Annotated in this window: 19 protein-coding genes; 16 read left to right on the top strand and 3 right to left on the bottom strand. The window is 48.2% G+C overall.

Annotation, left to right across the window (positions count from 1 at the left end; translation table 11 throughout):
- A complete protein-coding gene (locus C8N47_RS16355; RefSeq protein ID WP_245915736.1) occupies positions 1-996 on the bottom strand; it encodes a lysylphosphatidylglycerol synthase transmembrane domain-containing protein in 996 nt (331 codons plus the stop codon).
- Positions 997-1,193: 197 nt separating this feature from the next.
- On the opposite strand from C8N47_RS16355, the gene rsmA reads away from it, so the two are divergent.
- The 16 genes from rsmA (at position 1,194) to C8N47_RS16275 (ending at position 20,960) form a co-directional block, all read left to right on the top strand.
- Positions 1,194-1,970 carry a 16S rRNA (adenine(1518)-N(6)/adenine(1519)-N(6))-dimethyltransferase RsmA gene (gene rsmA / locus C8N47_RS16350; RefSeq protein ID WP_107823649.1) on the top strand — a complete coding sequence of 259 codons (777 nt, stop codon included), beginning with the start codon at positions 1,194-1,196 and terminating at the stop codon, positions 1,968-1,970.
- A gap of 14 nt (positions 1,971-1,984) precedes the next feature.
- Positions 1,985-3,346: a magnesium transporter gene (mgtE, locus tag C8N47_RS16345; RefSeq protein ID WP_107823648.1), complete on the top strand. Its 1,362-nt coding sequence runs from the start codon at positions 1,985-1,987 to the stop codon at positions 3,344-3,346.
- Complete coding sequence (locus C8N47_RS16340) at positions 3,343-3,816, top strand: ATP-dependent zinc protease family protein (protein WP_107823647.1); 474 nt, start codon at positions 3,343-3,345, stop codon at positions 3,814-3,816. Before mgtE ends, C8N47_RS16340 begins: the two co-directional genes overlap by 4 nt.
- A 41-nt stretch (positions 3,817-3,857) precedes the next feature.
- Positions 3,858-4,730, top strand: a complete 873-nt coding sequence (rimK, locus tag C8N47_RS16335; protein WP_107823646.1) for a 30S ribosomal protein S6--L-glutamate ligase — start codon at positions 3,858-3,860, stop codon at positions 4,728-4,730.
- Positions 4,731-4,736: 6 nt separating this feature from the next.
- Entirely contained in the window at positions 4,737-5,699 is a 963-nt protein-coding gene (locus tag C8N47_RS16330; protein ID WP_107823645.1) for a succinylglutamate desuccinylase/aspartoacylase family protein, read from the top strand.
- Between the two features lie 354 nt (positions 5,700-6,053).
- Entirely contained in the window at positions 6,054-7,646 is a 1,593-nt protein-coding gene (purH, locus tag C8N47_RS16325; protein ID WP_107823644.1) for a bifunctional phosphoribosylaminoimidazolecarboxamide formyltransferase/IMP cyclohydrolase, read from the top strand.
- Between the two features lie 46 nt (positions 7,647-7,692).
- Positions 7,693-8,715 (top strand): rod shape-determining protein, encoded by a 1,023-nt coding sequence (locus C8N47_RS16320; protein ID WP_107823643.1) that lies wholly within the window; start codon positions 7,693-7,695, stop codon positions 8,713-8,715.
- Between the two features lie 33 nt (positions 8,716-8,748).
- A complete protein-coding gene (mreC, locus tag C8N47_RS16315) occupies positions 8,749-9,597 on the top strand; it encodes a rod shape-determining protein MreC (RefSeq protein ID WP_107823642.1) in 849 nt (282 codons plus the stop codon).
- On the top strand, positions 9,590-10,099 hold the full coding sequence (mreD, locus tag C8N47_RS16310; RefSeq protein WP_107823641.1) for a rod shape-determining protein MreD: 510 nt from the start codon (positions 9,590-9,592) through the stop codon (positions 10,097-10,099). Before mreC ends, mreD begins: the two co-directional genes overlap by 8 nt.
- A gap of 2 nt (positions 10,100-10,101) precedes the next feature.
- Entirely contained in the window at positions 10,102-11,928 is a 1,827-nt protein-coding gene (mrdA, locus tag C8N47_RS16305) for a penicillin-binding protein 2 (protein ID WP_107823640.1), read from the top strand.
- Complete coding sequence (gene rodA, locus C8N47_RS16300; protein ID WP_107823639.1) at positions 11,928-13,355, top strand: rod shape-determining protein RodA; 1,428 nt, start codon at positions 11,928-11,930, stop codon at positions 13,353-13,355. The genes mrdA and rodA overlap by 1 nt, the downstream gene beginning before the upstream one ends.
- Before the next feature lie 419 nt (positions 13,356-13,774).
- On the top strand, positions 13,775-14,152 hold the full coding sequence (locus C8N47_RS16295; RefSeq protein ID WP_107823638.1) for a response regulator transcription factor: 378 nt from the start codon (positions 13,775-13,777) through the stop codon (positions 14,150-14,152).
- Positions 14,153-14,163: 11 nt separating this feature from the next.
- The gene (locus C8N47_RS16290) at positions 14,164-15,333 is read left to right on the top strand and encodes a HEAT repeat domain-containing protein (protein ID WP_107823637.1); all 1,170 of its coding nucleotides are present in this window, start codon (positions 14,164-14,166) and stop codon (positions 15,331-15,333) included.
- Positions 15,333-16,775 (top strand): glycosyltransferase family 2 protein, encoded by a 1,443-nt coding sequence (locus C8N47_RS16285; protein ID WP_211316182.1) that lies wholly within the window; start codon positions 15,333-15,335, stop codon positions 16,773-16,775. Before C8N47_RS16290 ends, C8N47_RS16285 begins: the two co-directional genes overlap by 1 nt.
- Positions 16,776-16,807: 32 nt before the next feature.
- Positions 16,808-18,712: a YaiO family outer membrane beta-barrel protein gene (locus C8N47_RS16280; RefSeq protein WP_107823636.1), complete on the top strand. Its 1,905-nt coding sequence runs from the start codon at positions 16,808-16,810 to the stop codon at positions 18,710-18,712.
- A 1-nt stretch (position 18,713) separates the two neighbouring features.
- Entirely contained in the window at positions 18,714-20,960 is a 2,247-nt protein-coding gene (locus tag C8N47_RS16275) for a DUF4838 domain-containing protein (RefSeq protein WP_170111429.1), read from the top strand.
- A 76-nt stretch (positions 20,961-21,036) separates the two neighbouring features.
- Here C8N47_RS16275 and C8N47_RS16270 read toward each other — a convergent pair whose 3' ends face one another.
- On the bottom strand, positions 21,037-21,939 hold the full coding sequence (locus tag C8N47_RS16270; RefSeq protein ID WP_107823634.1) for a glycyl-radical enzyme activating protein: 903 nt from the start codon (positions 21,937-21,939) through the stop codon (positions 21,037-21,039).
- A gap of 31 nt (positions 21,940-21,970) precedes the next feature.
- Positions 21,971-24,418: a trans-4-hydroxy-L-proline dehydratase gene (gene hypD, locus C8N47_RS16265; protein ID WP_245915734.1), complete on the bottom strand. Its 2,448-nt coding sequence runs from the start codon at positions 24,416-24,418 to the stop codon at positions 21,971-21,973.
- Positions 24,419-24,571 lie beyond the last annotated feature (153 nt).

Below are 24,571 nucleotides of genomic sequence, written 5' to 3'. Positions count from 1 at the left end.
CTACAAACTTTCTTCTTTCCGACGATTAACAAACGGAAGAATTAACAAGGCAACAAGCCCCATCAGAATCAGCATGGCAGTCATCGACGAGTGAGCCAAAAAGGCAAAAACCACCCCGTCGGCCTTACTTACCCCATAAACAACCAAGGCCTGAATAACCATAAAGTGCCAGGCTCCGATGCCCCCCTGTACCGGGGCAACCATACCAAAAGTGCCCAACACAAAGGTGGTTAAAGCTGCAATGGCCGTTAAATGCGTCGTGAAACCAAAAGCAAAGAAAACAACATACAGCATCAAGTAATACATCAGCCAGATAAATACCGTATGAAAGATGAAAGCCCACTTATTCTTCATATTCTGAATGGTGCGCAAGCCCTCTCCAAACTTTTGCAGTATCTCGTGCAGCTTATGGAACAACGCTGAATGCCGGATCTTTTGCCGGAAAAAGTAAAACAAAACCACCACGCCCAGCACACTCAAAATAGCCACCGGAGAAAAGGTAATATTCTCCAGCTTTTGCTTCACCTCGGGGTTATTATCGAGAAACTGAATGAGCTTTCCAAACTGCGTACCAATAACGATGAGAGTAAGTACCAGCATCATCAACACATCGATAATGCGCTCGGTTACAACCGTACCGACCAGCTTGGTGAAGGACATCTTCTCGTAACGGGCCAACACACCACAGCGCGAAATTTCGCCCATGCGCGGAATAACCAGATTCATCAGATAACCAACCATCACCGCCAAAAAAGTATTTAAGGTACGCGGACGACGCCCCAGTGGCTCAATCATGATGGCCCAGCGGATGGTGCGGCTAACATGGCTCAGCAAACCCAAAAGCAACGACACCCATACCCAAAAATAGTTGACATCATTCTTCAGGATCGATTCGATCCGCTTAATATCTTGATCTTTGTACACCAGCCAAAAAATGACCATCCCCAAGGCGAAAAAAGCCAGGACCTTAAGTGTCTTCAATAGTTTATGTTTCAAAACCAACTTGTTTATTTCTGAAAATGCGCTATTTTTAAGAAAGGTTTAGCACCACTTTCAAGCATTTTTATAAGTACTTTTTTAAATTTGCACCCCTTAAAAAAAGCCCAAATTCGGCGACAAAAATAAATATTTGTTTTAAACCTCATTCTTTTAAAGAACATATTCGAAAATTCGAAACCACTAGTCTCATAACAATGACCACAGTTAGAGCCAAAAAAAATTTAGGTCAACATTTTTTGAAAGATCAAAATATTGCTCGCAAAATTGTTGACAGCATGCAAGCCGAGTCTGTTTCCGAGGTTTTGGAAATTGGCCCGGGAATGGGTGTTTTAACACAATACCTCTTACAAAAGCCGAATTTTAAAACATCGGTTGTCGAAATCGACCACGAGTCGGTCGACTACTTGAAAAAGCATTATCCGGAACTGAGTGAACGAATCATCTCGAAAGACTTCCTGAAGCTAAAGCTAGAGGACTACTTTCCGGACAAATTCGCCGTCATCGGGAACTTTCCCTACAATATCTCGTCCCAAATCTTTTTCAAAATCCTGGACTATAAAAACCAGGTTCCCGAAGTGGTGGGCATGATTCAAAAGGAAGTTGCCGAGCGCCTGGCAACCGGCCCGGGCTCCAAAACCTATGGCATTTTAAGTGTGCTGCTTCAGGCCTATTACGACATTGAGTACCTGTTTACGGTCCACGAAAACGTGTTCAACCCGCCCCCCAAAGTAAAATCGGCCGTCATACGCTTAAGCCGCAACAGTCGCGAAAAGCTCGACTGCGACGAAAAATTGTTTGCCACGCTGGTGAAAGCAGCTTTTAACCAACGGCGAAAAACAATGCGCAATTCCCTAAAACAGTTCATCAAAGATGAGCCGTTAAAGGCAAACGAAATATTCAACCTCCGCCCGGAGCAGCTTAGCGTTTCCGACTTCGAGAACTTAACCCGGCTGATCCAGGCTCAGCCCTAAAATACTGCAAGCCCATGAGCGTGGAATTAAACATGGAATTTATCATCAAGCTTCAGGATTTGATTGAAACCGAATCATCTGCTGAAGTACTGGCAATGCTGGAAGGTTTGCACCCCACCGACATTGCCGAAATCATGGACAAGCTCACCATGGACGAAGCCAAATACCTCTACCTCCAACTCGACGGAGAGATGGCTTCGGATGTGCTGCTTGAAATTCCCGAAAACATGCGCCGCCGCTTTCTGCGCGTACTGCCTCCCGAGGTTATTGCCCACCAGTTTGTGGAGCACATGGACTCGGACGACGCTGCCGACATCATGGGCGAGCTGGAAGAAGAAGTCGTAGAAGCGGTTCTTTCGGAGATTGACGACAAAGAACAAGCCGGCGACATTGCCGACCTGCTGGAGTACGACGAAGATACAGCCGGTGGTTTGATGGCCAAGGAACTGGTGAAGGTTAACGAAAACTGGAGCGTTCAAACCTGCCTGAAAGAAATCTCGAGCCAGTCGGAAGAAATCGATGAAATATACTACGTGTACGTTGTCGATAACGACAATATTCTAAAAGGCGTGCTCTCGCTCTCCAAACTAATCCAGAAACCCACTCACAGCAAAGTCAAAGAGCTGAGTAACGAAGATATCCAGTCGGTACGAACCGACACCAGCCAGGAAGAAGTTGCCCAAATCATGGAAAAGTACGACCTGGTTGTGCTTCCGGTTGTCGATCAAATAGGGCGCCTCAAAGGGCGTATTACCATCGACGACGTGGTGGATGTGATTCGCGAAGAAACCGGTAAAGACTACCAGATGGTTTCGGGGATCACCGGCGATGTGGAGTCCACCGACAATGTATGGCGACTGACGCGTGTGCGGATCCCCTGGCTGCTCATTGGTACGGCCGGAGGACTTACCGGCGCGCAGGTATTGAGCTCCCACCAGGACACACTCAACCACATTCCGGCCATGGCCTTTTTCATTCCCCTGATTGCGGCAACAGCAGGTAATGTGGGAGTGCAATCGTCTTCCATCGTGGTGCAAACCCTGGCTGCCGGCACCCGCAAATTCGACACCCTCGGCAAAAAACTTTTAAAAGAGCTGGGCGTCGGCCTGATCACCGGTTTATTTTTTGCCTTGCTGATCTTCGGCTACAACTACCTGTTCAGCGACAGCTACAAGCTCACCCTCACCGTGAGCTGCACCCTCTTCATTGTCATTGTCTTTGCCTCCATGTTTGGCACTTTGATTCCGTTGGTCTTACATCGTTTCAAGGTAGACCCGGCCGTTGCCACAGGGCCCTTTATTACCACCATGAACGACGTACTGGGCCTGTTGCTCTATATGGGTGTTGCCCATTTCTTTTTCAACTTTTTAGGATGAAAAAACGACTCCTGATCGGGCGGTACGACGAGGCTGACTTTCCCGACCTTCAACTCGAAAATATTGAAGTAAAGATTGATAGCGGAGCCTACACCTCCAGCGTTCACTGCCATAGCATTGAGCTGATTGAGCTAAACGGAGAAAAAAAGTTGCACGGCTATTTTTTGGACCCCAACCATGCGCAATATCACAACAAAGAATTTATATTTGACCGCTTTACAAAGAAGCGGATACGCAGCTCGAACGGCCAAATGGAAGAACGGTATTGCATTGAAACCCAGATCCGACTGTTCAACCAAAATTTCCCAATCGAGCTGACCTTGAGCGAACGCGGACAAATGAAGTTCCCGGTTTTACTGGGTCGTAAGTTTCTGTCGCGCCGCTTTGTCGTCGATAGCGCCCGAACACGGCTGTCGGCCAAAAACGAAAAATGGACTGTGGAACTAAAAAAGCAGACCGACGATAAATAAAGAAGAAAAGACATCAAATTAATTAGATTACAAAAAACACCGTGAAAATTGTCATTTTATCCCGCGACCACAACCTCTACTCAACCCAACGACTGGTTGAAGCCGGAGAAAAAAAGGGACACCAGATGCTGGTTGTCGATCATTCCAAGTGCGACTTGGTGATTGAAAAGAAGAAACCAGGCATCATCTACCGAGGGCAGATGCTCGAAAATGTCGATGCTGTCATTCCCCGTATCGGCGCTTCGGTAACCTTCTACGGCACAGCCGTTGTTCGTCAGTTCGAGATGATGAAGGTATTCTCGGCTATCGAGTCGCAAGCACTGGTTCGCTCGCGCGACAAGCTGCGCAGCCTGCAGATCCTGAGCCGCGCCGGCCTGGGACTCCCCAAAACCGTTTTCACCAACTATTCGCGCAACGTGAAGGACATTGTGAAAAGCGTTGGCGGCGCCCCGGTAGTCATCAAACTACTGGAAGGAACACAAGGACTGGGCGTGGTTTTAGCCGAAAATGAAAATGCTGCCGAATCGGTCATCGAAGCCTTCAACGGACTGAAAGCCCGGGTTATCATTCAGGAGTTCGTGGAAGAAGCCAAAGGCTCCGACATTCGCGTGTTTGTTGTCGATGGGGTGGTTGTTGGCGCCATGAAACGACAAGCCAAACAAGGCGAATTTCGCTCGAATCTGCATCGCGGAGGTACCGCTTCTATCTACGAATTGAGCGAAGAAGAAGAAAATGCCGCCCTGAAAGCCGCCCGTGTAATGGGGCTGGGCATTGCCGGGGTCGACATGCTGCAATCCAAAAACGGTCCGCTGATCCTGGAGGTAAACTCATCGCCGGGACTGGAAGGTATTGAAGCCGCCACCGGCAAAGATATCGCCAACAGCATCATCCGCTATGTAGAACGTAACGTTTAAGCAAGCATGAAAAATCAACCACTTCAACTTTTAGGCGTAACCATCCCGGCCGGGCGAAAAACAATTATCAACCTGGAAACGGCCCGCCTGCACACGCACAATAAAATTGAAGTGCCTGTTATTGTTGAGCGAGCGAAGGAAGCCGGCCCGGTGCTCCTGCTAATCGGGGGCATTCACGGCAACGAGGTGAATGGCGTGGAGATAATCCGCGGGCTTATTGCCCACAAATACAATAAGCCAAGCCGCGGCACCGTCATCTGCATTCCCGCCCTGAATGTCCTTGGTTTTCTGAACAAAAGCCGCGAGTTTCCCGATGGCAAAGATCTTAACCGCATGTTCCCCGGCACACAAAACGGATCGCTGGCCAGCCTTTTTGCCTGGAACCTGATGCATAAAATACTGCCGGCAGCCGACTACATTGTCGATTTTCACACCGGCGGAGCCAACCGGTTTAACAGCTCCCAAATCCGGGTTGGCAAAGAACATCCGGAGCTACTGGAGCTTGCCCGGATTTTTCATCCGCGCTTCATCGTAATGGCTCCCGACCGGGAAAAGTCGTTTCGCGAAGCCGCCACCAAGGCCGGCAAAAAAATACTGCTGTTCGAAGGCGGAAAATCCCTCGACATCCACAACCGCATCACCCAGCGCGGCGTAAACGGCGTATTGCGGCTGATGCATCACCTGGACATGCGCGACTACACCAACGAAATTGCCGACATGAACGGCAGCGACCCCATCCTGATCCGACGATCGAGCTGGATCCGTGCGCGACATGGCGGCCTGTTCCGATTCCAAGTTAAAGATGGCGCTAAAGTTGAAAAAGGCGACATCATCGGGAGCATTTCCGACCCCTACGGAGCGTTCGAACGGGCCGTAAAAATTCCCGAAAGTGGCTACATCATTGGGCTAAATCATGCGCCAATCATCTACCAGGGCGATGCTCTCATCCATCTGGGAAAAACAGACTGACAGCAACCGACCTTAACGCCCACGACCGAATGCTGGCCACTACAAACCGAACAAACGGCCAATTTTTACACGATATTATTCAGCTGAAATCTCATCCCGATTAACCGGGGTTGAAAACCAATAAAAACCAACCAAATTTACGGGGACAGCGCAACCACTAATCGGTATTAAACGCATCCGCACGACAGCTCACCGCCCCGTTCGAATTTATTTTCAAACAGTTCAGAACATCACTTTTTCGGCATCAAAAATCTTTCTATTTTCAACGCTAAGTTTTTCTGAATAGTTCTGTTTTACAATCAGATAAATCCATAGAAATTACTATCTTTGCAACGCATTTTTAACAAACTGTAAATGAAGGATTTAAAAAAGATAAAATCAGCCCTCATCTCGGTTTATCATAAGGATAGACTGGATGTAATTGTCAAAAAACTGAATGAACTTGGTGTTGAACTTTATTCAACTGGTGGTACTCAAAGTTTTATCGAGAGTTTAAACATTCCGGTTACTGCTGTTGAAAATCTGACAGGTTATCCGTCAATTCTGGGCGGACGTGTAAAAACCCTGCACCCTAAAATATTCGGAGGTATCCTGAACCGTCGTGACAACGCCGGCGACCAGGAACAAATTGGCCAGTATGAGATTCCTGAAATCGACCTGGTAATTGTGGACCTCTATCCTTTTGAAGAAACCGTAGCATCGGGTGCTTCTGAAGAAGATATCATTGAGAAGATTGACATCGGTGGTATCGCATTAATCCGCGGAACAGCGAAAAACTTTAACGATGTGATCATCGTTTCGTCACGCGACCAATACGAAGATTTCATCGATCTACTGAATACAAAAAATGGCGAAAGCACATTGGAAGACCGCAAGGAATTTGCCCGCAAAGCCTTTGCAACGTCGTCGCATTACGACTCGGCCATTTTCAACTACTTTAACGGTGGTGGCATCAACGACAAAACACGCGTAAGCCTGAACGACGGCAAAGTTTTGCGTTATGGCGAGAACCCGCACCAATCGGCAACTTTCTACAAATTCGACAATGCCGACTCAAAAGTAACTTTGGCCAATGCCCAGGTACTGCAAGGCAAGGAGTTGTCGTACAACAACCTGCTGGATGCCGACGCAGCGTGGAAATCAGCTTCCGACGCTTATCATTCGGTCAATCACATCGAAAACAAGGTGGCCGTTTCGGTCATCAAACACCTGAACCCCTGCGGCCTGGCCGTTACCGACAACATCCTGAAGTCGTTGGATTTAGCCTGGGAAGGCGACCCAATCAGTGCTTTCGGATCAATCATTTGCTTTTCCGACACGGTAACTGCTGAAGTAGCCAGCTGGTTCGGCAAAAAATTCGTTGAAATCATCATTGCTCCGGCATTCACGCCTGAAGCGTTGGAGATCTTCGCCAAGAAGAAAAACCTTCGTCTACTGGTAACTCCTTTAAAAGCCGAAACAACCGGCGAAAAACTCTTCCGCTCAATCAGCGGGGGTATGCTGGTACAGGACGAGGACGAAGGTATGGACAGCGAGTTCAAGAACGTGACAAAAATTCAGTTCGACAGCAATAAAATGAACCTGGCCAAGTTTGGTATTACAGCGTGTAAGCATTTAAAAAGTAATGCCATTGCGATTGTCACAGAAAAAGAAGACGGATCATTCTGGTTAACAGGTGCCGGTATGGGACAACCCAACCGTCTGGACAGTATGCGTCAATTAACCATGCCTCGTTTCGACCTGAAAGAAGGTGTAAAAATTGAAGAATCGGTTGTGATTTCAGATGCTTTCTTCCCCTTCCGCGACAGTATTGAAGCCGCCAACGAATACGGAGTGAAATACATCGTTGAGCCGGGTGGCAGCATTCGCGACGAGGAAGTGATTGAAGCTTGCGACGAGTTCGGCATTGCCATGCTGTTTACCGGTCGCCGTCACTTTAAACATTAATTTGAAAAAAGTCGGGCATAACCCCTTGACATAGGAGATAAAATACATGGGATTGTTTTCATTCTTAACCCAGGAGATCGCGATTGACCTGGGGACAGCAAATACCATCATCATACAAAACGATAAAATTGTATTGGACGAGCCTTCGGTTGTCACCATCGACATGAAGACTGAAAAGCTTTTTGCCATTGGTGAGAAAGCCCGTCAGATGGAAGGTCGTACACCGCCAAACCTGAAAACGATTCGCCCGTTACGCGATGGTGTGATTGCCGACTTCAACGCGGCAGAACAGATGATTCGGGGGATGATTAAAATGATCAACCCGAAGTCGAAAATGTTCTCCCCTTCGCTGAAAATGGTTGTTTGTATCCCTTCGGGCTCAACTGAAGTTGAAATTCGTGCCGTACGCGACTCGTCGGAACATGCCGGCGGCCGCGAAGTGTATATGATTTACGAACCAATGGCTGCGGCCATTGGTATCGGCCTGGATGTGGAAGCCCCCGAAGGAAACATGATTGTTGACATCGGTGGTGGTACTACCGAGATTGCCGTAATCTCGCTGGGTGGCATTGTGACCAACAAGTCGATCCGTATTGCCGGCGACGACTTAACAGCCGACATCATGGAATACATGCGCCACCAGCATAACATTAAAGTGGGTGAACGTACTGCCGAAGATATCAAAATAAACGTTGGCTCGGCACTCTCGCAACTGGAAACGCCGCCGAACGACTACATCGTTCAGGGGCCCAACCAGATGACAGCGCTGCCCATCGAAGTGCCGGTATCGTATCAGGAAATCTCGCACTGTCTCGAGAAGTCGATTTCGAAAATTGAAACGGCCATCTTAAGTGCCCTGGAGTTAACACCGCCCGAGCTGTACGCCGATATTGTGAACAAAGGAATCTACCTGGCCGGTGGTGGGGCTCTGCTCCGCGGCCTGGACAAACGCTTGTCCGAAAAGATCAACATTCCGTTCCATGTTGCCGAAGACCCCTTGCGTGCTGTTGCCCGTGGTACCGGTATTGCTCTTAAAAACGTTGATAAATTCTCTTTCCTGATCCGGTAATTCCAGACCGGGAAAGAGTAAACTTCCCCCTGAATGAGAGGTTTATTACGCTTTCTGGCGCGAAATTATTTCATTTTATTATTTCTGTTGTTCGAAGCGATCAGCATTGGGCTGCTTGTGAACTACAACAACTTTCAACGGGTGAAATTTTTCAACTCGTCGAACAGCCTGATTGCGTCGGTTTACAAAAGCTTTAACGCGGTAAGCAGTTTCTTTCACCTGCAACAGTCCAATGCCGATCTGGCGCAGGAAAACGCCCGCTTGCGGACCATGCTCGAACAATACCGGCAAAGCACAGTGGCTGTCGACTCGACCGCCATTGTCGCAGAACTTACGGCCTCCGATAGTGTCGACCTGCGCTATGAGTTTATACCGGCAAAAGTGATCAACAACTCCTTTGTTCGCCAATACAACTACATAACACTCAGCAAGGGAAGCGACGACGGCGTAAAAGTGGATATGGGAATCATTGGCCCCGGAGGCGTTGTTGGCATTATCACCAGCGTATCCCGCCACTACGCTACCGGCCCCACCATCCTGAACAAGCGATGGAAAGTGTCGGCCAAGATCCAAAATTCGAATTACTTTGGCTCACTAGCCTGGGATGGTCAGGATCCGCACTACGCCCGGCTGAACGAGATTCCCTTTCATGTGCAAATGGCTGTTGGCGATACCATTGTTACCAGCGGATTCTCCGATGTTTTTCCCGAAGGCGTGCCCATCGGAACCATCGAAACTTTCGATCATGCCAGCGGGCGAAACTTCTTTGCCATCAAGGTGAAGCTGCTGACTAACTTTGCCAATCTCAGCTTTGTTGAGATTGTGAAGAACAACCATTTAGAGGAATTAGAACAATTACAGGAACTAAATACGGATGAATAGCGGCATTTTCAAATATATTGGCTCGTGGCTCATCCTGGTACTTCTCCAGGTGTTGCTGCTCAACCACATCCAAATCAGTGGGTATGTCAACCCTTATCTGTACATTCTGTTCATCCTCACCCTGCCCTTCAACACCCCCAACTACCTGTTGCTGCTATTGGGTTTTTTGCTGGGCTTGAATATCGACATTTTCACCAATACCCTGGGGATGCACGCGGCAGCAACAACCTTCGTGGCCTTTATCCGCCCTTCGGTCATCAATCTCATTTCGTCGCGCGATGTGTTGGAATTAAACCAGCTGCCCCGCATTTCGGAACTCGGTTTTTCCTGGTTCTTTCGCTACAGCCTGATCATGGTGCTGAGCCATCATCTATTCCTGTTCTATATCGAAGTGTTTACCTTCAGCGGATTCTTTCACACCTTATTGCGCAGCCTGCTGAGTTCGGCCCTGACCATTGTGCTGATCCTGGTTAGCCAGTACATGACTGCAAAACAAAACTGATTGTGGACAAATACGCCAAACGACAGTATATTATCGGAGTCATTTTCGCATTGATTGCGATCATTTTTATTGTCCGCCTGTTTTCGCTGCAGGTTCTCGATAGTTCGTACAAGAAATATGCAACCCGCAACGTCCTTCGCCCTGTCATAAACTATCCGGCGCGGGGATTGATATACGACCGCAACGGCGACCTGCTGGTATACAACAAGGCGGCCTACGACCTGCTGGTTACTCCCCGCGAGGTATCTGCTTTCGACACCACACAATTGTGCTCCATCCTGAAGATATCGAAAGACGAATTAGTTCAGGAGCTCAAAAAAGCCCGTAAATATTCGCGCTACAAGCCCTCGGTCATTGTCAAGCAGCTGTCGACCGAAATGTATGCCATGCTACAGGAAAAACTGTACAAATATCCGGGATTCTTCGTGCAAACCCGTACGCTGCGCGAATATGCTCACCCCATTGCAGCACACATGCTGGGCTATGTTGGCGAGGTTAACCAGTCGCAAATAAACAAAGATCCCTACTATGCTCAGGGCGATTACATTGGTATTACCGGGATCGAACGGGCCTACGAAAAAGAATTGCGCGGGCACAAAGGCGTCAGTTACTTTTTAGTTGATGTGCACAACCGACTGAAAGGCGCTTATAACGAAGGGAAAAACGACTCGGCAGCCGTATTAGGGAATAACCTGACCACAACAATCGATGCCAAACTACAGGCTTACTGCGAGCTGCTGATGCAGAACAAACGCGGTGCGGTGGTGGCCATTGAACCCAGCACAGGAGAGATCCTTTGCTATTTCAGCGGACCCGACTACGACGCCAACCTGCTGGTTGGTCGCGAACGAAGCAAGAATTACCAGATGTTGCTGGCCGATACGCTGAAGCCACTGACCAACCGGGCCATATCGGCGGCCTACTCGCCGGGCTCCACCTTTAAAACCATCAACGCCCTGATTGCCCTGGAAGAAGGAACTATTACTCCGCAAACCACCTTTGTGTGTGGCGGTCCGGGCACCAAACCCATTTCGTGTACACACCACCACGAATCGCCGATTGACCTGGTCGGTGGCATTCGCGAGTCGTGCAACCCCTATTTCTGGAATACCTTCCGATCTATCATCGGGAACTATCCCAAAGCGGAAGACGGCTATAAAAAATGGCGCGAATATGTGGAGAGCTTTGGACTGGGACAGCGGCTGGGAACCGAGTTCTATGGTCAGTCGCCGGGCAATATCCCACAGGCAAGCTACTATGACCGCTTTTACGGCCGTCACCACTGGAATGCCTTAACGGTGCGTTCGCTGGCCATCGGGCAAGGCGAGGTTATTGTCACCCCGCTGCAAATGGCCAATATGGCAGCCGTAATCGCCAACCGCGGCTACTATATCGATCCGCATCTGGTGAAATCCATCAGCGATCCGGACAACAACATCCATCAGCTGGACTTCAAGCGAAGCGATTGCATGGTGCATGCCGACAAATTCGAGCAGGTGATTGAAGGAATGCAGGAAGTGATTGACCAAACCAATACGCGCTACACTGCTCATGTTGACGGAATAGAGATTTGCGGAAAAACCGGAACTATTCAAAATACGCATGGAGCCGACCACTCGGCCTTTATCGCCTTTGCCCCGAAAAACAATCCGAAGATTGCCATTGCAGCCTATGTAGAAAATGGGGTGTGGGGAGCACGGTATGCAGCACCAATTGCCAGCCTGATGATTGAAAAATACCTGAACGACTCGATTGGTGCCCCCAACCGACTGGCAACAGAAAAAAGAATGATTGAAGCAAACCTGTTAAATCCGAATCAAAAGAAATAATGGCAAGCAGAAACAACATCTGGGCAAATTTGGACTGGCTAACCATCGGCTTCTATATCCTGCTGGTTTTCATGGGATGGATTAATATTTATGCTGCCGTTTTCAACGAAGAGCACAGCAGCATTCTGGATATGAGCCAGCGCTACGGAAAACAGCTGATCTGGATCATCGCAGCCTTCGCATTAGCCGGCGTGCTCATTCTGATCGACAGTAAATTCTATGTTTCCTTTGCCTTTCCGATATACCTTGCAACCATACTGATGCTGGTCGGGGTGCTGCTCTTCGGCTCCGAAGTAAAAGGAGCCAAATCATGGTTCCAAATCGGAGGCTTTGCCTTTCAACCGGCCGAAGTGAGCAAGCTGGCTACCGCCCTGGCACTAGCCAGGTTCACCAGCTCGTATAATTTCAAGATTGAAAAAATGCAGTCGATAATGGTCATTGGCGCGATATTGGCGATTCCGGTAGCCTTAATCTTTTTGCAGAACGACACCGGATCGGCACTGGTATTTGCGGTCTTTTCACTCGTTCTGTATCGCGAAGGGCTCTCGGGAACCATTCTTTTTCTAGGCGTATTAGTAGCTCTGGTCTTTATTTTAACGCTCATCCTGCAGCCGTTGGTGACAATAAGCCTGCTTACAGCGGCAGCAATCATCATTTACTATTTCATCAACCCCAAGTTCCTGCTGGCCCTGAAAGCAGTCGCTATTGCCGCCACCATCTTTATGGCTTTGTGGCTGAGTAATACCCTGCTAAAACTGGCTATCGACACCAACAAAATCATTCTGATATCGGCAATCCTGGCCAGTATCATTTTCACCGTATATGCCCTGCGCCACCGCATCAACCAACTACTGCTCATCATCGGAATTTACCTGATGCTGGTGCTCATGACTTTCTCGGTCGACTATGTCTTCAACAATATTCTGGAGCTGCACCAGCGCGCACGCATCGAGGAGCTGCTGGGCATCAAGTCCGACCCCCTGGGGGTGGGCTATAATGTCAATCAATCCAAAATTGCCATCGGTTCAGGAGGCCTTGCCGGCAAAGGTTTCCTAAACGGAACCCAAACAAAATTCAACTTTGTGCCCGAACAAAGCACCGACTTCATCTTTTGCACCGTGGGCGAAGAGTGGGGATTTATCGGAACAACATCGGTTATCCTGCTTTTTCTGGGGCTGCTCATCCGCCTCATCTTTTTGGCCGAACGACAACGTTCGGTTTTTAGCCGGGTGTACGGATACAGCGTGGCCTGCATTCTGTTTTTTCACCTGACCATCAACATTGGCATGACCATTGGCCTGGCTCCGGTGATCGGGATTCCCCTTCCTTTTTTCAGCTACGGAGGCTCCTCGCTTTGGTCGTTTACCATCTTGCTGTTTATCTTTTTGCGCCTGGATGCCAGCCGTATGGAAAAACTGAGTTATTAAGCGACAACAGGAGTCTGAAACTTGCAGAACACGCACTTGGTTAGTCAGAAACAATAAAATAGTTTTAATATTCAACACAATAGCAAGCACAAGTAAAAATGATGCCTATCATCGAAATTTTGTTCTCCTGATTAACTCCCGTTCCGTACTGCAATAGAGCAAAGATCGGGAACATGAACTTTAGCTCGAAACAAAACATGCCGCTCATCCAATACAGATTTCCGGTGCTCATAATCTAAAAACAAAGCTGATTATCTGCCACTTAGGCGACACTGCATCTATCTGCACGCTTCAATGCAAAAAAGGTCCAATCAACAAGCTAACTTTTTCATTCTGAATTTGACGATTAATTAACCCGATGTACGAAAAACATTATTAGTTTCACACCGGAATGAGTGCTTAACGAGAGAGAATAACGAATGAAAAAAATTTTGATAATTGAAGACAACGAACTGTTGTTGAAGATGATTGAATTCATATTGAAGAAAAATGGCTTTGAGACCACAGTGGCAAAAACCGGTAAAGAAGCCATTAATGCCTTGCATGAAACCCCTTTTGACTTAATCATCACCGATCTGATGCTTCCTTATGCCAATGGTTTTGAGATCATTGAACACATCAAACAAAACAAAGCTCAAAACCAGGTTCCGGTCATCATTATCTCGGCGGTGGTTAACGAGGAAACGGTCATGGCCGGTTTCGACAGCGGCGTTGACGACTACATCAAAAAGCCCTTCACCCCCGGAGAATTACTGTCACGCGTCACGCGCCTGTTAAAAGTGAACGTAACAGCTTAAAGACACAATCCATGGTATGTTTTGTGTCGAACATCCGGGGAAGCGAGCTGATGCAAGCCATGGGTTTATACGAGAGAAGTCCTTTCTTCATCCAGCTGGCCATTGTCTTCGTGTTTCTGCTGGTTTTGTCGTTAATCATCATCTACACGGTGCTTTTCAACCGGAAATTCACCGACTACCTGTCTGATATCCGGGAGGCCCGCTGGAAACCGATCACCCAGGATTTGCTGATTGAAATTATCTCGGAAACGCAGGATCTTCCCCGCAATAAGGCTTTTGACGTCGACCGGCATTTGCATAAGTTTGAGCCTTTCCGGTTTTCGGAACACAACCATCGGCGAAGAATACTGATCAACAGCATTGTCGACCTGCGGGAACAGCTGTCGGGAAATACCAAGAAGATCCTGCTATACATCTACCTAAAGCTGAACTTGCAGAAAGATGCCATCCGCGATCTGGACAGCCTGTTTCCGCGTCGGGTAATCCGTGCCATCACCGAGCTGAATAAGATGGGTTATGTACTGGAAGACGAGCAAATGCAACAACTGCTGACCCGCAAGAACAAGTATATTTACCACGTTGCGCGAACCTATTACTTTTTGTATCACTCCAACTTTTCGATCGATGTACTGGTGGAACGCGGCGAAAAGCTGAGCGCCTGGGACGAAATGGAGCTGTTCAGCACCATATCGCAGCTGTCGGAAGATTCCGTTCCTCAGTTTGCCCAATGGATCACACCGCAAACCCCCGAAGATCTGGTTGCCCTATCGGCTCGTTTGGCTGTTCATTTTCTGCAGTTCGATGCAGCCTGCCAAATGCACCAACTGCTGGACACTTGCAGCGACTGGCTGAAGATACGACTCATCAATGCCATCGGGAAATTGATGCAGGCGGAATGCGAAAAGGGACTGATTGCCCGCTACCCCAATGAAGAAAATCCGGAAATCAAAAAAGAAATTCTGAAAGCCCTGGGACGTACCGGAGGCGATCTGTCACCCGATTTTTTGGTTCGTGCATTTTTAGATGAAACCGACTTCAACCTGAAGAAGCATGCCGCCTTGTCGGCTTTTAAAAGCATGCCGATGGCTGAGATTCGCGAACTGCCCTTTTTCGACCGGCTGTCAACAGACGAGACGGCGCTAATCCAATACATTAAGAATCCTTTAATCAATTTCAATTAGTGCTCAAAAATATTCTACTTCAGCTTTTCGATTTTTACCAATACCTTATCTTCATTTATTGCTTGGTATTGTTCGGCATTTACCTGATGCTTATTCTCTCGTCGCGGGCGGCAATCAGCAAATACAAACGCGAGAGCCTCACCGTTGACAAGGACATTTTGCTGCGTTCGTACCTCAGCCCCGGCATCAGCGTCATCGCTCCGGCCTATAACGAGGGGGTGACCATCATCAGCAATGTCCGCTCGCTGCTAACGCTGAGCTATCCCCGCTTCGAGGTGATCATTGTCAACGACGGCAGCAAAGATGATACGCTCAACAAACTGATTGCGGAATTCAAGCTGATAAAAACCGATTATGCCTGCCAGCAAGAGCTTTCAACCTTTCCGGTTCGGGGCTATTACAAATCGGTCGACCGGGCTTACCAAAAACTGCTGGTCATTGACAAGGAAAATGGCAAAACAAAGGCTGATGCGGTGAATGCCGGCCTGAATGCAGCCCGTTTCCCCTACTTCCTGAATACCGATGTGGACTGCATACTGGATTCCGACACCCTGCTGGAGCTTATCCAGCCCTTCATCACCAGTCACAAACGGGTTATTGCCGTTGGGGCAACACTGAAGATGGCCAACTCCTGCGAGTTTGACGCCGGCATGCTGGTGCGCGCCAAACCACCGAAAAAACTTCTACCCCGTTTTCAGGAAATTGAATATATCCGCTCGTTCGTGACCGGGAAGATGGGTTGGTCGTACCTGAACGCGGTCCCCAACGTATCGGGAGGTCTGGGCCTTTTCGATCGGGAGGTTGCCCTGAAGGCCGGCGGCTACGACCGTCATTCCTTCGGCGAGGATATGGAGATCATCATCCGTATGTCCCAGTACATGCTCGACAATAAACTGGAATATATCATCAAATATATTCCGGTGACACTCTGCTGGACCGAAGGCCCTGAGTCGCTGAAGATCTTAACCCGCCAACGTGTGCGTTGGGCCCGAGGCTTGCTGCAAATCATTGCGCAATACCGAAAAATACTGTTTCGCCCCAAATACAAAAAACTGGGCATGCTTGTGCTCCCCTACAGTTTTCTGTTCGAACTGCTGGCCGCCTTCATCGAAGTGGGAGGAATCTTCATCTATATCTTCCTGATTTACACCGACCGTATTGACTGGCCCTTCGCCATTATTTTGCTTTTGTTTGTCTACTTTTTTTCCATCGCCCTAACTACCCTGTCGCTGGTGTGGAACCAAATTATCTTCAAACAATACAAATGGCACGAGGTGTTGTATTTGTGCTTCACCGCCCTTTGGGAGCCAATCATCTACCACCCGCTGGTTTTGTTCGCTTCGCTGAAAGGCTACCTATTTCAGCTTACAGGTCGCCAACACAGCTGGGGAAATATGCAACGCAAAGGTTTTGTACAAAAGCCCGCAACCAGTAAAACATGATCTTATTGACGTACCTGGAAATTCAAAAATAAATGGAGTTCAAAAGCATTACACCTGCCCGCTATTTTTTAGTCGCCTGTATGCTGCTTGTGTTATTCACGGCAAACGCTCAGGTCGAAAAATCGTCGGACGAGTTGTTAACCGAAGCCTTAGCGCTGACTAAAGACGGCCAGTACGAGAAGGCTATCGCCAAATGTGAAGAAGCGCTGTTCATCACGCCCGACTACCCCGACATTCACCAATTACTTGGCAAGTTATTTCTGATACAACAAAACTACAACGGGGCTAAAGTGCACCTGGCAATAGCACATACGATGATGCCCGATAACAGGAATGTGCGAAACGATCTGATCAGTTTGAATATACTCACCGGAAACTACGCAAAAGCTGAACAGTTAATTAACGAAGCACTTCAGGCACAACCGGATGATCAGAACTTACTGCTCAAGAAAATTGATGTATTGAAAAACCAACAAAAGACAAATGAGGCGCTGGCCATACTTCGCGAACAACATGAAAAGCATCCCAAGGATGAAAAATACTTGTACTCGCTGACGGAGCTTCGTTTCCAATTGGCCGGAGAGGCGATTCAAAATAAGCTCCCGGAACAGGCAACAAAGCTTCTCAACGAAATATTGGCAGACAATCCTTCCAACCGGAATGCGTATATCCAGCTCTTCAACCTGGCTTATGCCAACCACCAATTGGATGAAGCCATCCAATATTCATCGGCAGCACTTCAACAAGCCCCTGACGACAGCCTTTTTCTGATTAAGAATGCCTCGTTTCTGGCTGAAGCAGGTCAATATGAAAAAGCACTGGCCCCGGCTTATCATTTAATGACCAGCTATCCCTCGGCGAAAGATTCCGCTTTATATGCTGACATTCTGATCAGGCAGGCTTCGGCATACCGGAAGCAACAAAACTGGGAAGCAACACGGAGTACGCTCGAAAAAGCCGCCCCGATAGCGTCGACAAACCTGAATCTGATGAAAGATTTAGCGACCGCCAACTTTGAACTGAAGCACTACCAACAAACGATCGATTATGCCAACCGTGGATTAAAGATTTCTCCGGCGCACAGCTATCTTTTAATTAAAAAGGCAGCAGCCTACGAGGAGCTTTCTCAATATGAAAAAGCCTATCAGGCGGCTTATGCAGCAGCGCAAACAACAACGGACAACCGGCACTATTTGACTTATGCCGACTACCTGAAAAGCAAGACTTACAAAAACCAAATCGGCATCATCCATTTGCACAGTATTTACTCGGATGACCGGGATCCTTCGTGGATTAGTTCGCTTCAATATATGCGCCGTTTCAAAAAGGCCAGCTGGATTGCCCGTGCCAACTACCGCGACCGCGGAACAGCCACTGGCTATCAACTGGAATCGGAGCTTTACTACCAGCACAACCAGCGTTACTATTCGTATGCACTTGCAGGTTGGTCGTCCGATGAACTGGTTTTCCCCAAAGTACGCGCCGGCTATTCGCTTTTCCGCAGCTTCAACAAAGGCTGGGAAGGCGAGCTGGGTTCGCGCTATGTTTATTCGCTGGGCTATCATACCGTTTCGGCACTCGCGTCGGTTGGTAAATACTGGGGCAACAACTGGACAAACATCCGGGTGTATGCCATCCATGACGACAACCGGTGGGATCAGGCTTATTCGCTGAACCACCGGTTCTACCTGAACGACAAGCTGGACTACATCGCTATTATCGGTGCATTAGGAACCAGCCCCGACGACCGCAGCCGCCAGTTCGGAACCGAACGCGTTTCGGGCTTCCTGATGAAATCCGCAGGACTGGGCTATCAAAAAAACATCAACTACCGATGGACCATCAACCTGGTTGCCAGCTATGCCAACCAGCGTATTCCAGACAATAAAAGCTACAATCAGTACGATTTCTACCTCACTTTACTCCGAAACTTCTGATATGCCCAACTACCTGACGCTGTTACTGACCATGCTTCTGACTCATCTTTCGGGAATGAGCCCGGCAGCACCTGTCGAGCTGGCCAACAACGGGAAATCAGCCTACAAGATTGTAATTGCACCTTCAGCCAATGCCGAAGAGCTTCAAGCAGCACATATATTTCAATCCTATTTTAAACAGGTAACAAGCGTGCAGCTACCGATTACCCAATCGGTCAGCGAGCCGGACCAACCCTACATCAGCATTGGTGAAACCAGCTGGACTAAAGTCGAAAATGCGCCGCAAGCCTATACAATTGAAGTGAAAGCGGGCAAGCTTCAAATTACCGGAGGAAAACGCAAAGGTGTCATTTACGGAGTTTACACTTTCATTGAAGAAATTCTGGGGTGCCGAAAATGGAATGCCAACGAACCGGCTGTTTGCCCGCGTGTTTCGAATCTGACAATCGACTCGAATTTATTGATCCACTCCAAACCGGCCTTTGAGTATCGCGAAGCCTACTTCCCCGCCGAAGCAGACGATGAATACCTGGATTGGCATAAACTACACCGGTTGGACGATCTTTGGGGAATGTGGGGACACAGCTTCAATCAGCTTGTTCCTGCAAAAAGATACTTTCGCGATCATCCGGAATATTTCTCATTCTACCTGGGAGAACGCCGCCCGTTGCAGCTCTGCCTGACCAACAAACAGGTGATCAAAATTGCCATTGCCACAATTCGGAAAAAGATTAAAGAGCATACCAATGCGATCTACTGGTCAATCAGCGCCAACGATGATGTTGGTACCTGCGAATGCGACCATTGCAGCAAAATTAACCAACGCGAAGGCGGCGACCAGGGAACACTGATCCGCTTTGTCAATGCCATTGCCAAAGCTTTCCCCGAGCGGATTTTTACAACCCTTGCTTACGGTAGCACCTCCCGTGCACCGCTGCATACGAAGCCTCGGCCGAACGTTTACATCTTTCTCAGTTCCATTGATGCTTATCGCACCCGCGAACTGGAAAACGAAAAAAGCGCCGCTGCCTTTAACCGAAATCTGAAAGATTGGGAAAAGATAAGTTCTCACATCTTCGTTTGGGATTATTACACCCAGTTCACCAATTACCTGGCGCCATTCCCGATCATTCCGACACTTCAACCAAACCTCAACTATTTTAAGCAGCATGGCGTATCCGGAGTTTTTGCACAGGGAAGCGGCTACGATTACAGCAACCTGGCCGAACTAAAACAGTACCTTCTGGCGAAGCTGCTTTGGTCGCCGGAACAGGATGTTGAAAAGCTAACCGATGAATTTCTTCAGGGCTACTATGGACCGGCTGCCCAATACCTCCGGCAGTACATCGACCTTCAACGAGATGCACTTGTGAAAAGCGGAGCGCAACTCGACATTTACGGCAACCCGGTTGGTGACTGGAACACTTATCTGACGCCTGAGATGATGGATCGATACAGCATGATCCTTGATTCTGCGGAAATTGCAGCTGAGCGCCAACCGGAACTTTGGAAACGCGTTAACCGGCTACGATTATCTGATGAGTTCGCTTACCTGCAACAAAGTCGCTTTTACGGGCGCGACCGCTATGGCATCTGGCAAACCGCAAAAGACGGAAGCCTAAGTCTTAAACCACGAATGCAGCAACGTGTCGACCGCTTCTACCAGGCCTGCAAACAAAACGGCATTGACAAGCTCAATGAAGCCGGTACCACCATCGATCAATACAAAAACGAATGGGCATGGTGTTTTCATCACCCCCCGGCAAAGAACCTGGCCAGCGAAGGCACAATCCGGGAGATGACTTCTCCTTTCGTGGCGGAATATGCCACCAAAGGAGAGCGAACGCTGATCGACGGTATGTATGGCTTCGACGATTTCAGCTATAACTGGCTTTGTTTTTACGGATCTCCGCTACAATGTACGCTTGACTTAAACGCAACCATATCGGTAAGTCATGTTAAGCTGAATTTTCTGGAAGATCAGCGCCATTGGATTTTCCGGCCCGAGCAACTAATCGTTGAAGGATCATTGGATGGCGAGCATTTTTATCAATTAGGGGAACTTACCACCAGTCCCCTGGCTGAAGACTACACTATTCAAAAGATCCCTTTAGCAATTGCATTCAAGCAACAAACGCTAAGATACATTCGTGTAACTGCAATGCCCCAGGCTAAGCTTCCTCTATGGCGCGGGCACAAAACCAAAAAGCCCATGCTGGCCTGCGACGAAGTTTGGGTAAGCGAGTAAAATGAAAAACCTCCACCCCTACCCGTTGCCGGGAGGATGAAGGTTTTTGCGTTATCTATCCTAAAGTTTCTCTTTTTTAACCACCAACGGTGGCTCGGATGCCATGCGCTGCAAAGATCTGCTGCGCAAGTTCCAGATCATCATCGGAAGGGGGAGCCAGCTCACCGGGCTCGTAGCTATTACCCAGCTTCTGGTGCTTCCCTTTCGCGATATCATGATATGGTAACAAGTTCACTTCTTTACGGTGCCACGGCAACGATGCCAAAAATTCAGCTTCATTTTGCAAGGTTTCCTCATCGGCATTTACCCCTTGAATAAACGGAATGCGGATAATGAAATCACTGCCGTTTTCAGCTAAAGCCCGAATGTTATTCAGGATTTGCGCGTTCGGCACACCCGTATATTTGCGATGCACATCCGAATTCCAGGCTTTCAGGTCAACCAAGAAAAGCTCAGTCCTTTTGGCAACTTCCAGTACCAAATCCGTTTTGGCAAAGAACGTTGTATCCACCACCCGGTGAATGTCCCGTTCGCCACAACGATCGAGCAGTTCAATCAACTTTCGGTGATGCATCAGCGGTTCTCCTCCGGAGAACGTTACGCCTCCGTCCGACTGATCAAAAAAGACCGTTTCCCGCTCAATGATGCGCATCAACTCAGGCGTTGTATATTCCCGCCCCGACATCTCTATGGCTTTCGTCGGGCATACTTCAGCACATTTGCCACACAGCGTACAACGCTCAACATCCGTTTTTATGCCATCGGGCGTTAAAGTCAGCGCATCATGCGGACAGACCTCAATGCACTTAACTGCTCCGATACATTTTGACGCCGTGTACATTTTTTGAGCCTGGCTGTTGATGCTTTCAGGATTATGACACCACACGCAGGACAACGGACACCCTTTAAAAAAGAGCGTTATCCGAATACCCGGTCCGTCATTGATCGCATATTTCTTAATATCGAAAATCAAACTCATTGGAATATTCGACGATTAGAATGTTAGCATATTAGAATGATTCATTTTCGGTCCGATCAATCACTTCCTGTTGCAAGTCGGCATTCATATCGTTGAAATAGTCGCTGTAACCGGCCATACGCACAAGCAAGTCTTTGTAATCTTCCGGACAAGCCTGTGCGGCAAGCAAAGTTGCGGTATCCACAATGTTGAATTGAATATGGTGACCTCCCATCGCAAAATAGGTACGAATCAGTTTAGCCAACTTAGCGATATCCTCGTCACGCTTCAGCAAGCTTGGCAGGAATCGCTGGTTCAGCAGCGTACCTCCCGACTTTGTTTGATCCAACTTGGTTAATGAACGAATCACCGCTGAAGGGCCGTGGGTATCGCAACCGTGTGACGGTGAAGTACCATCAGAGATCGATTTACCAGCCAAACGTCCGTTAGGCGTTGCTCCCATCACCTTACCAAAATATACGTGGCAAGTTGTCGACAACATATTCAGATGGAACGTTTCTCCTTTTGTATTTGGTTTTCCATCGATGGCTGCCAACAAGTCATCGTAAATCTGCACGGCAATCGTATCGGCATATTCAGAATCGTTTCCGAAGAAAGGCGTGTTGTTCAGGATGGTTTGACGCAAAATCTCTTCGCCTTCAAAGTTGCAGGCTACAGCATCCAAAATCGTGTCCATCGAAAATGTCTTCGCCTCGAACACGTGTTTTTTCAACGTACTTAAGCTATCGGTAACTGTTCCTAAACCAGTACACTGAATGTAGTTTGTATTGTAACGAGGACCCGCGTCGTAATAGTCACGTCCTTTTTTAATACAGTCGTCCATCAAAACCGACAACAGCGGCGCCGGTGCATATTTGGCAAACATACGGTCGATGTAGTTGCTTACGCGAATCTTCTGATCAACGATAAAGTTGAGCTGCTTCAGGAAGGCTTCATACAATTCATCGTAGCTTTTGAAATCGCGCGGATCGCCGGTTGCGATCCCTGCCACCTTACCGGTTACCGGGTCAATTCCGTTGTTGAGCGTCACCTCCAATACTTTCGGTACGTTCAGATAACCGGTCAGGATGTAGGCTTCCTTACCGAATGCTCCAACCTCGATACAGCCACTACAACCTCCTTCGCGAGCATCATCCAGCGATTTACCCTGCCGCACCAATTCCATGATATAAGTATCCGGGTTGAAAACCGAAGGATAACCGTGTCCCTGGCGAATCACTTTACATCCTGCTTTCAGGAAGCGTTCCGGTGTCCGTGAACTAATGTGAATGGCACTTCCCGGTTGCAAAATATGTAAGTCCTCAATGATCTCGAGCATGATATAAGATACCTCACTGGTACCATCCGAACCGTCCCGGCGAACACCGCCAATGTTCAGGTTGGTGAAGTCGTTGTAAGTACCACTTTCTTTTGCGGTAATACCCACCTTCGGAGGTGCCGGCTGGTTGTTCACTTTAATCCAGAAGCAGCAAAGCAATTCCTTCGCCTCATCGCGGCTTAAAGTTCCTTCATCCAACTGTTTGTAATAAAATGGCTCCAGGTGCTGATCGAAGTGCCCCGGGTTCATCGCATCCCAACCATTCAGTTCCGTGATTGTACCCAAGTGCATCCACCAGTACATCTGAATCGCTTCGTGGAAGGTACGTGGCGCATGAGCCGGCACCCAACGACAGACCTCTGCAATTTTACGCAGTTCGGCTGCCCGTTTCGGACTGGTTTCTTTTTCAGCCAATTCTTCTGCTAAATCGGCGTGACGCTCAGAAAACACAATGGCTGCATCACACGAAATAGCCATCGCTTTCAGCTCTTCCAATTTATCGGTTGCTTCCGGATCGTTCATAAAATCCAGACGATCGATATGAGCCTGAATGTCTTTTTTGAAGTCCAAAAGTCCTTTCTGATAGATCTTTCCGTCCAATGCGGTATGGCCGGGTGCACGTTGTTCCATAAATTCGGTGAACAAACCTGCTTCGTAAGCAGCCTGCCACTCTTTGGGCACGTGACTGAAAATACGCTCGCGCATGGTACGCCCTTCCCAGTAAGGAATTACCTCGCGCTCATAAGTATCAATATCTTCTTGTGAAATCGTATAGCGTTGCAGTTCGCGCGTATTCAACACATTTAAATCTTCCACGCTGTGGCAAGTCAGCTCTGGAAAAGTTGGCACACATTTCGGCTTCGGACCACGTTCACCAACAATCAATTCTCCTTCACCAATATAGATGGTTTTCTTTTGGCAAATCTCCATGAAGTTCAATGCCCGCAATACAGGAATTGAATATTTGCCGTAGTTCTCTTTGTAAAAGGCGGTTTCAATCAAAGCACGCTCAATATCCAGCGAAGGCTCTGTTTCAACGCTCAGTTTGCGTAACTTCTGAATACGTTCATTCATTCCGGGAAGTCCACTCTTCTTTGAACTGTAATTACTTGCAGAACCAGCTGCCCGCTCTGGTGTCTTATTAAGGATAGCACTATCCATCTGGTTAAATATTTTAGTCTGTTAAAGTAAAAAGCCTGAAAAACCTTCATACACATTGTCGTGCACAAAGTATCTCGTTAAAAAATAAGAAATGGATTGCTCCCTGTTTCGGATACGTGAAACAAGGCACAGAGATTTAGGCTGCCTGGTCGT

Source organism: Mangrovibacterium marinum, from assembly GCF_003046625.1.
Classification (GTDB): Bacteria; Bacteroidota; Bacteroidia; order Bacteroidales; family Prolixibacteraceae; genus Mangrovibacterium; species Mangrovibacterium marinum.
This window is presented reverse-complemented; position numbering and strand designations above follow the sequence as displayed.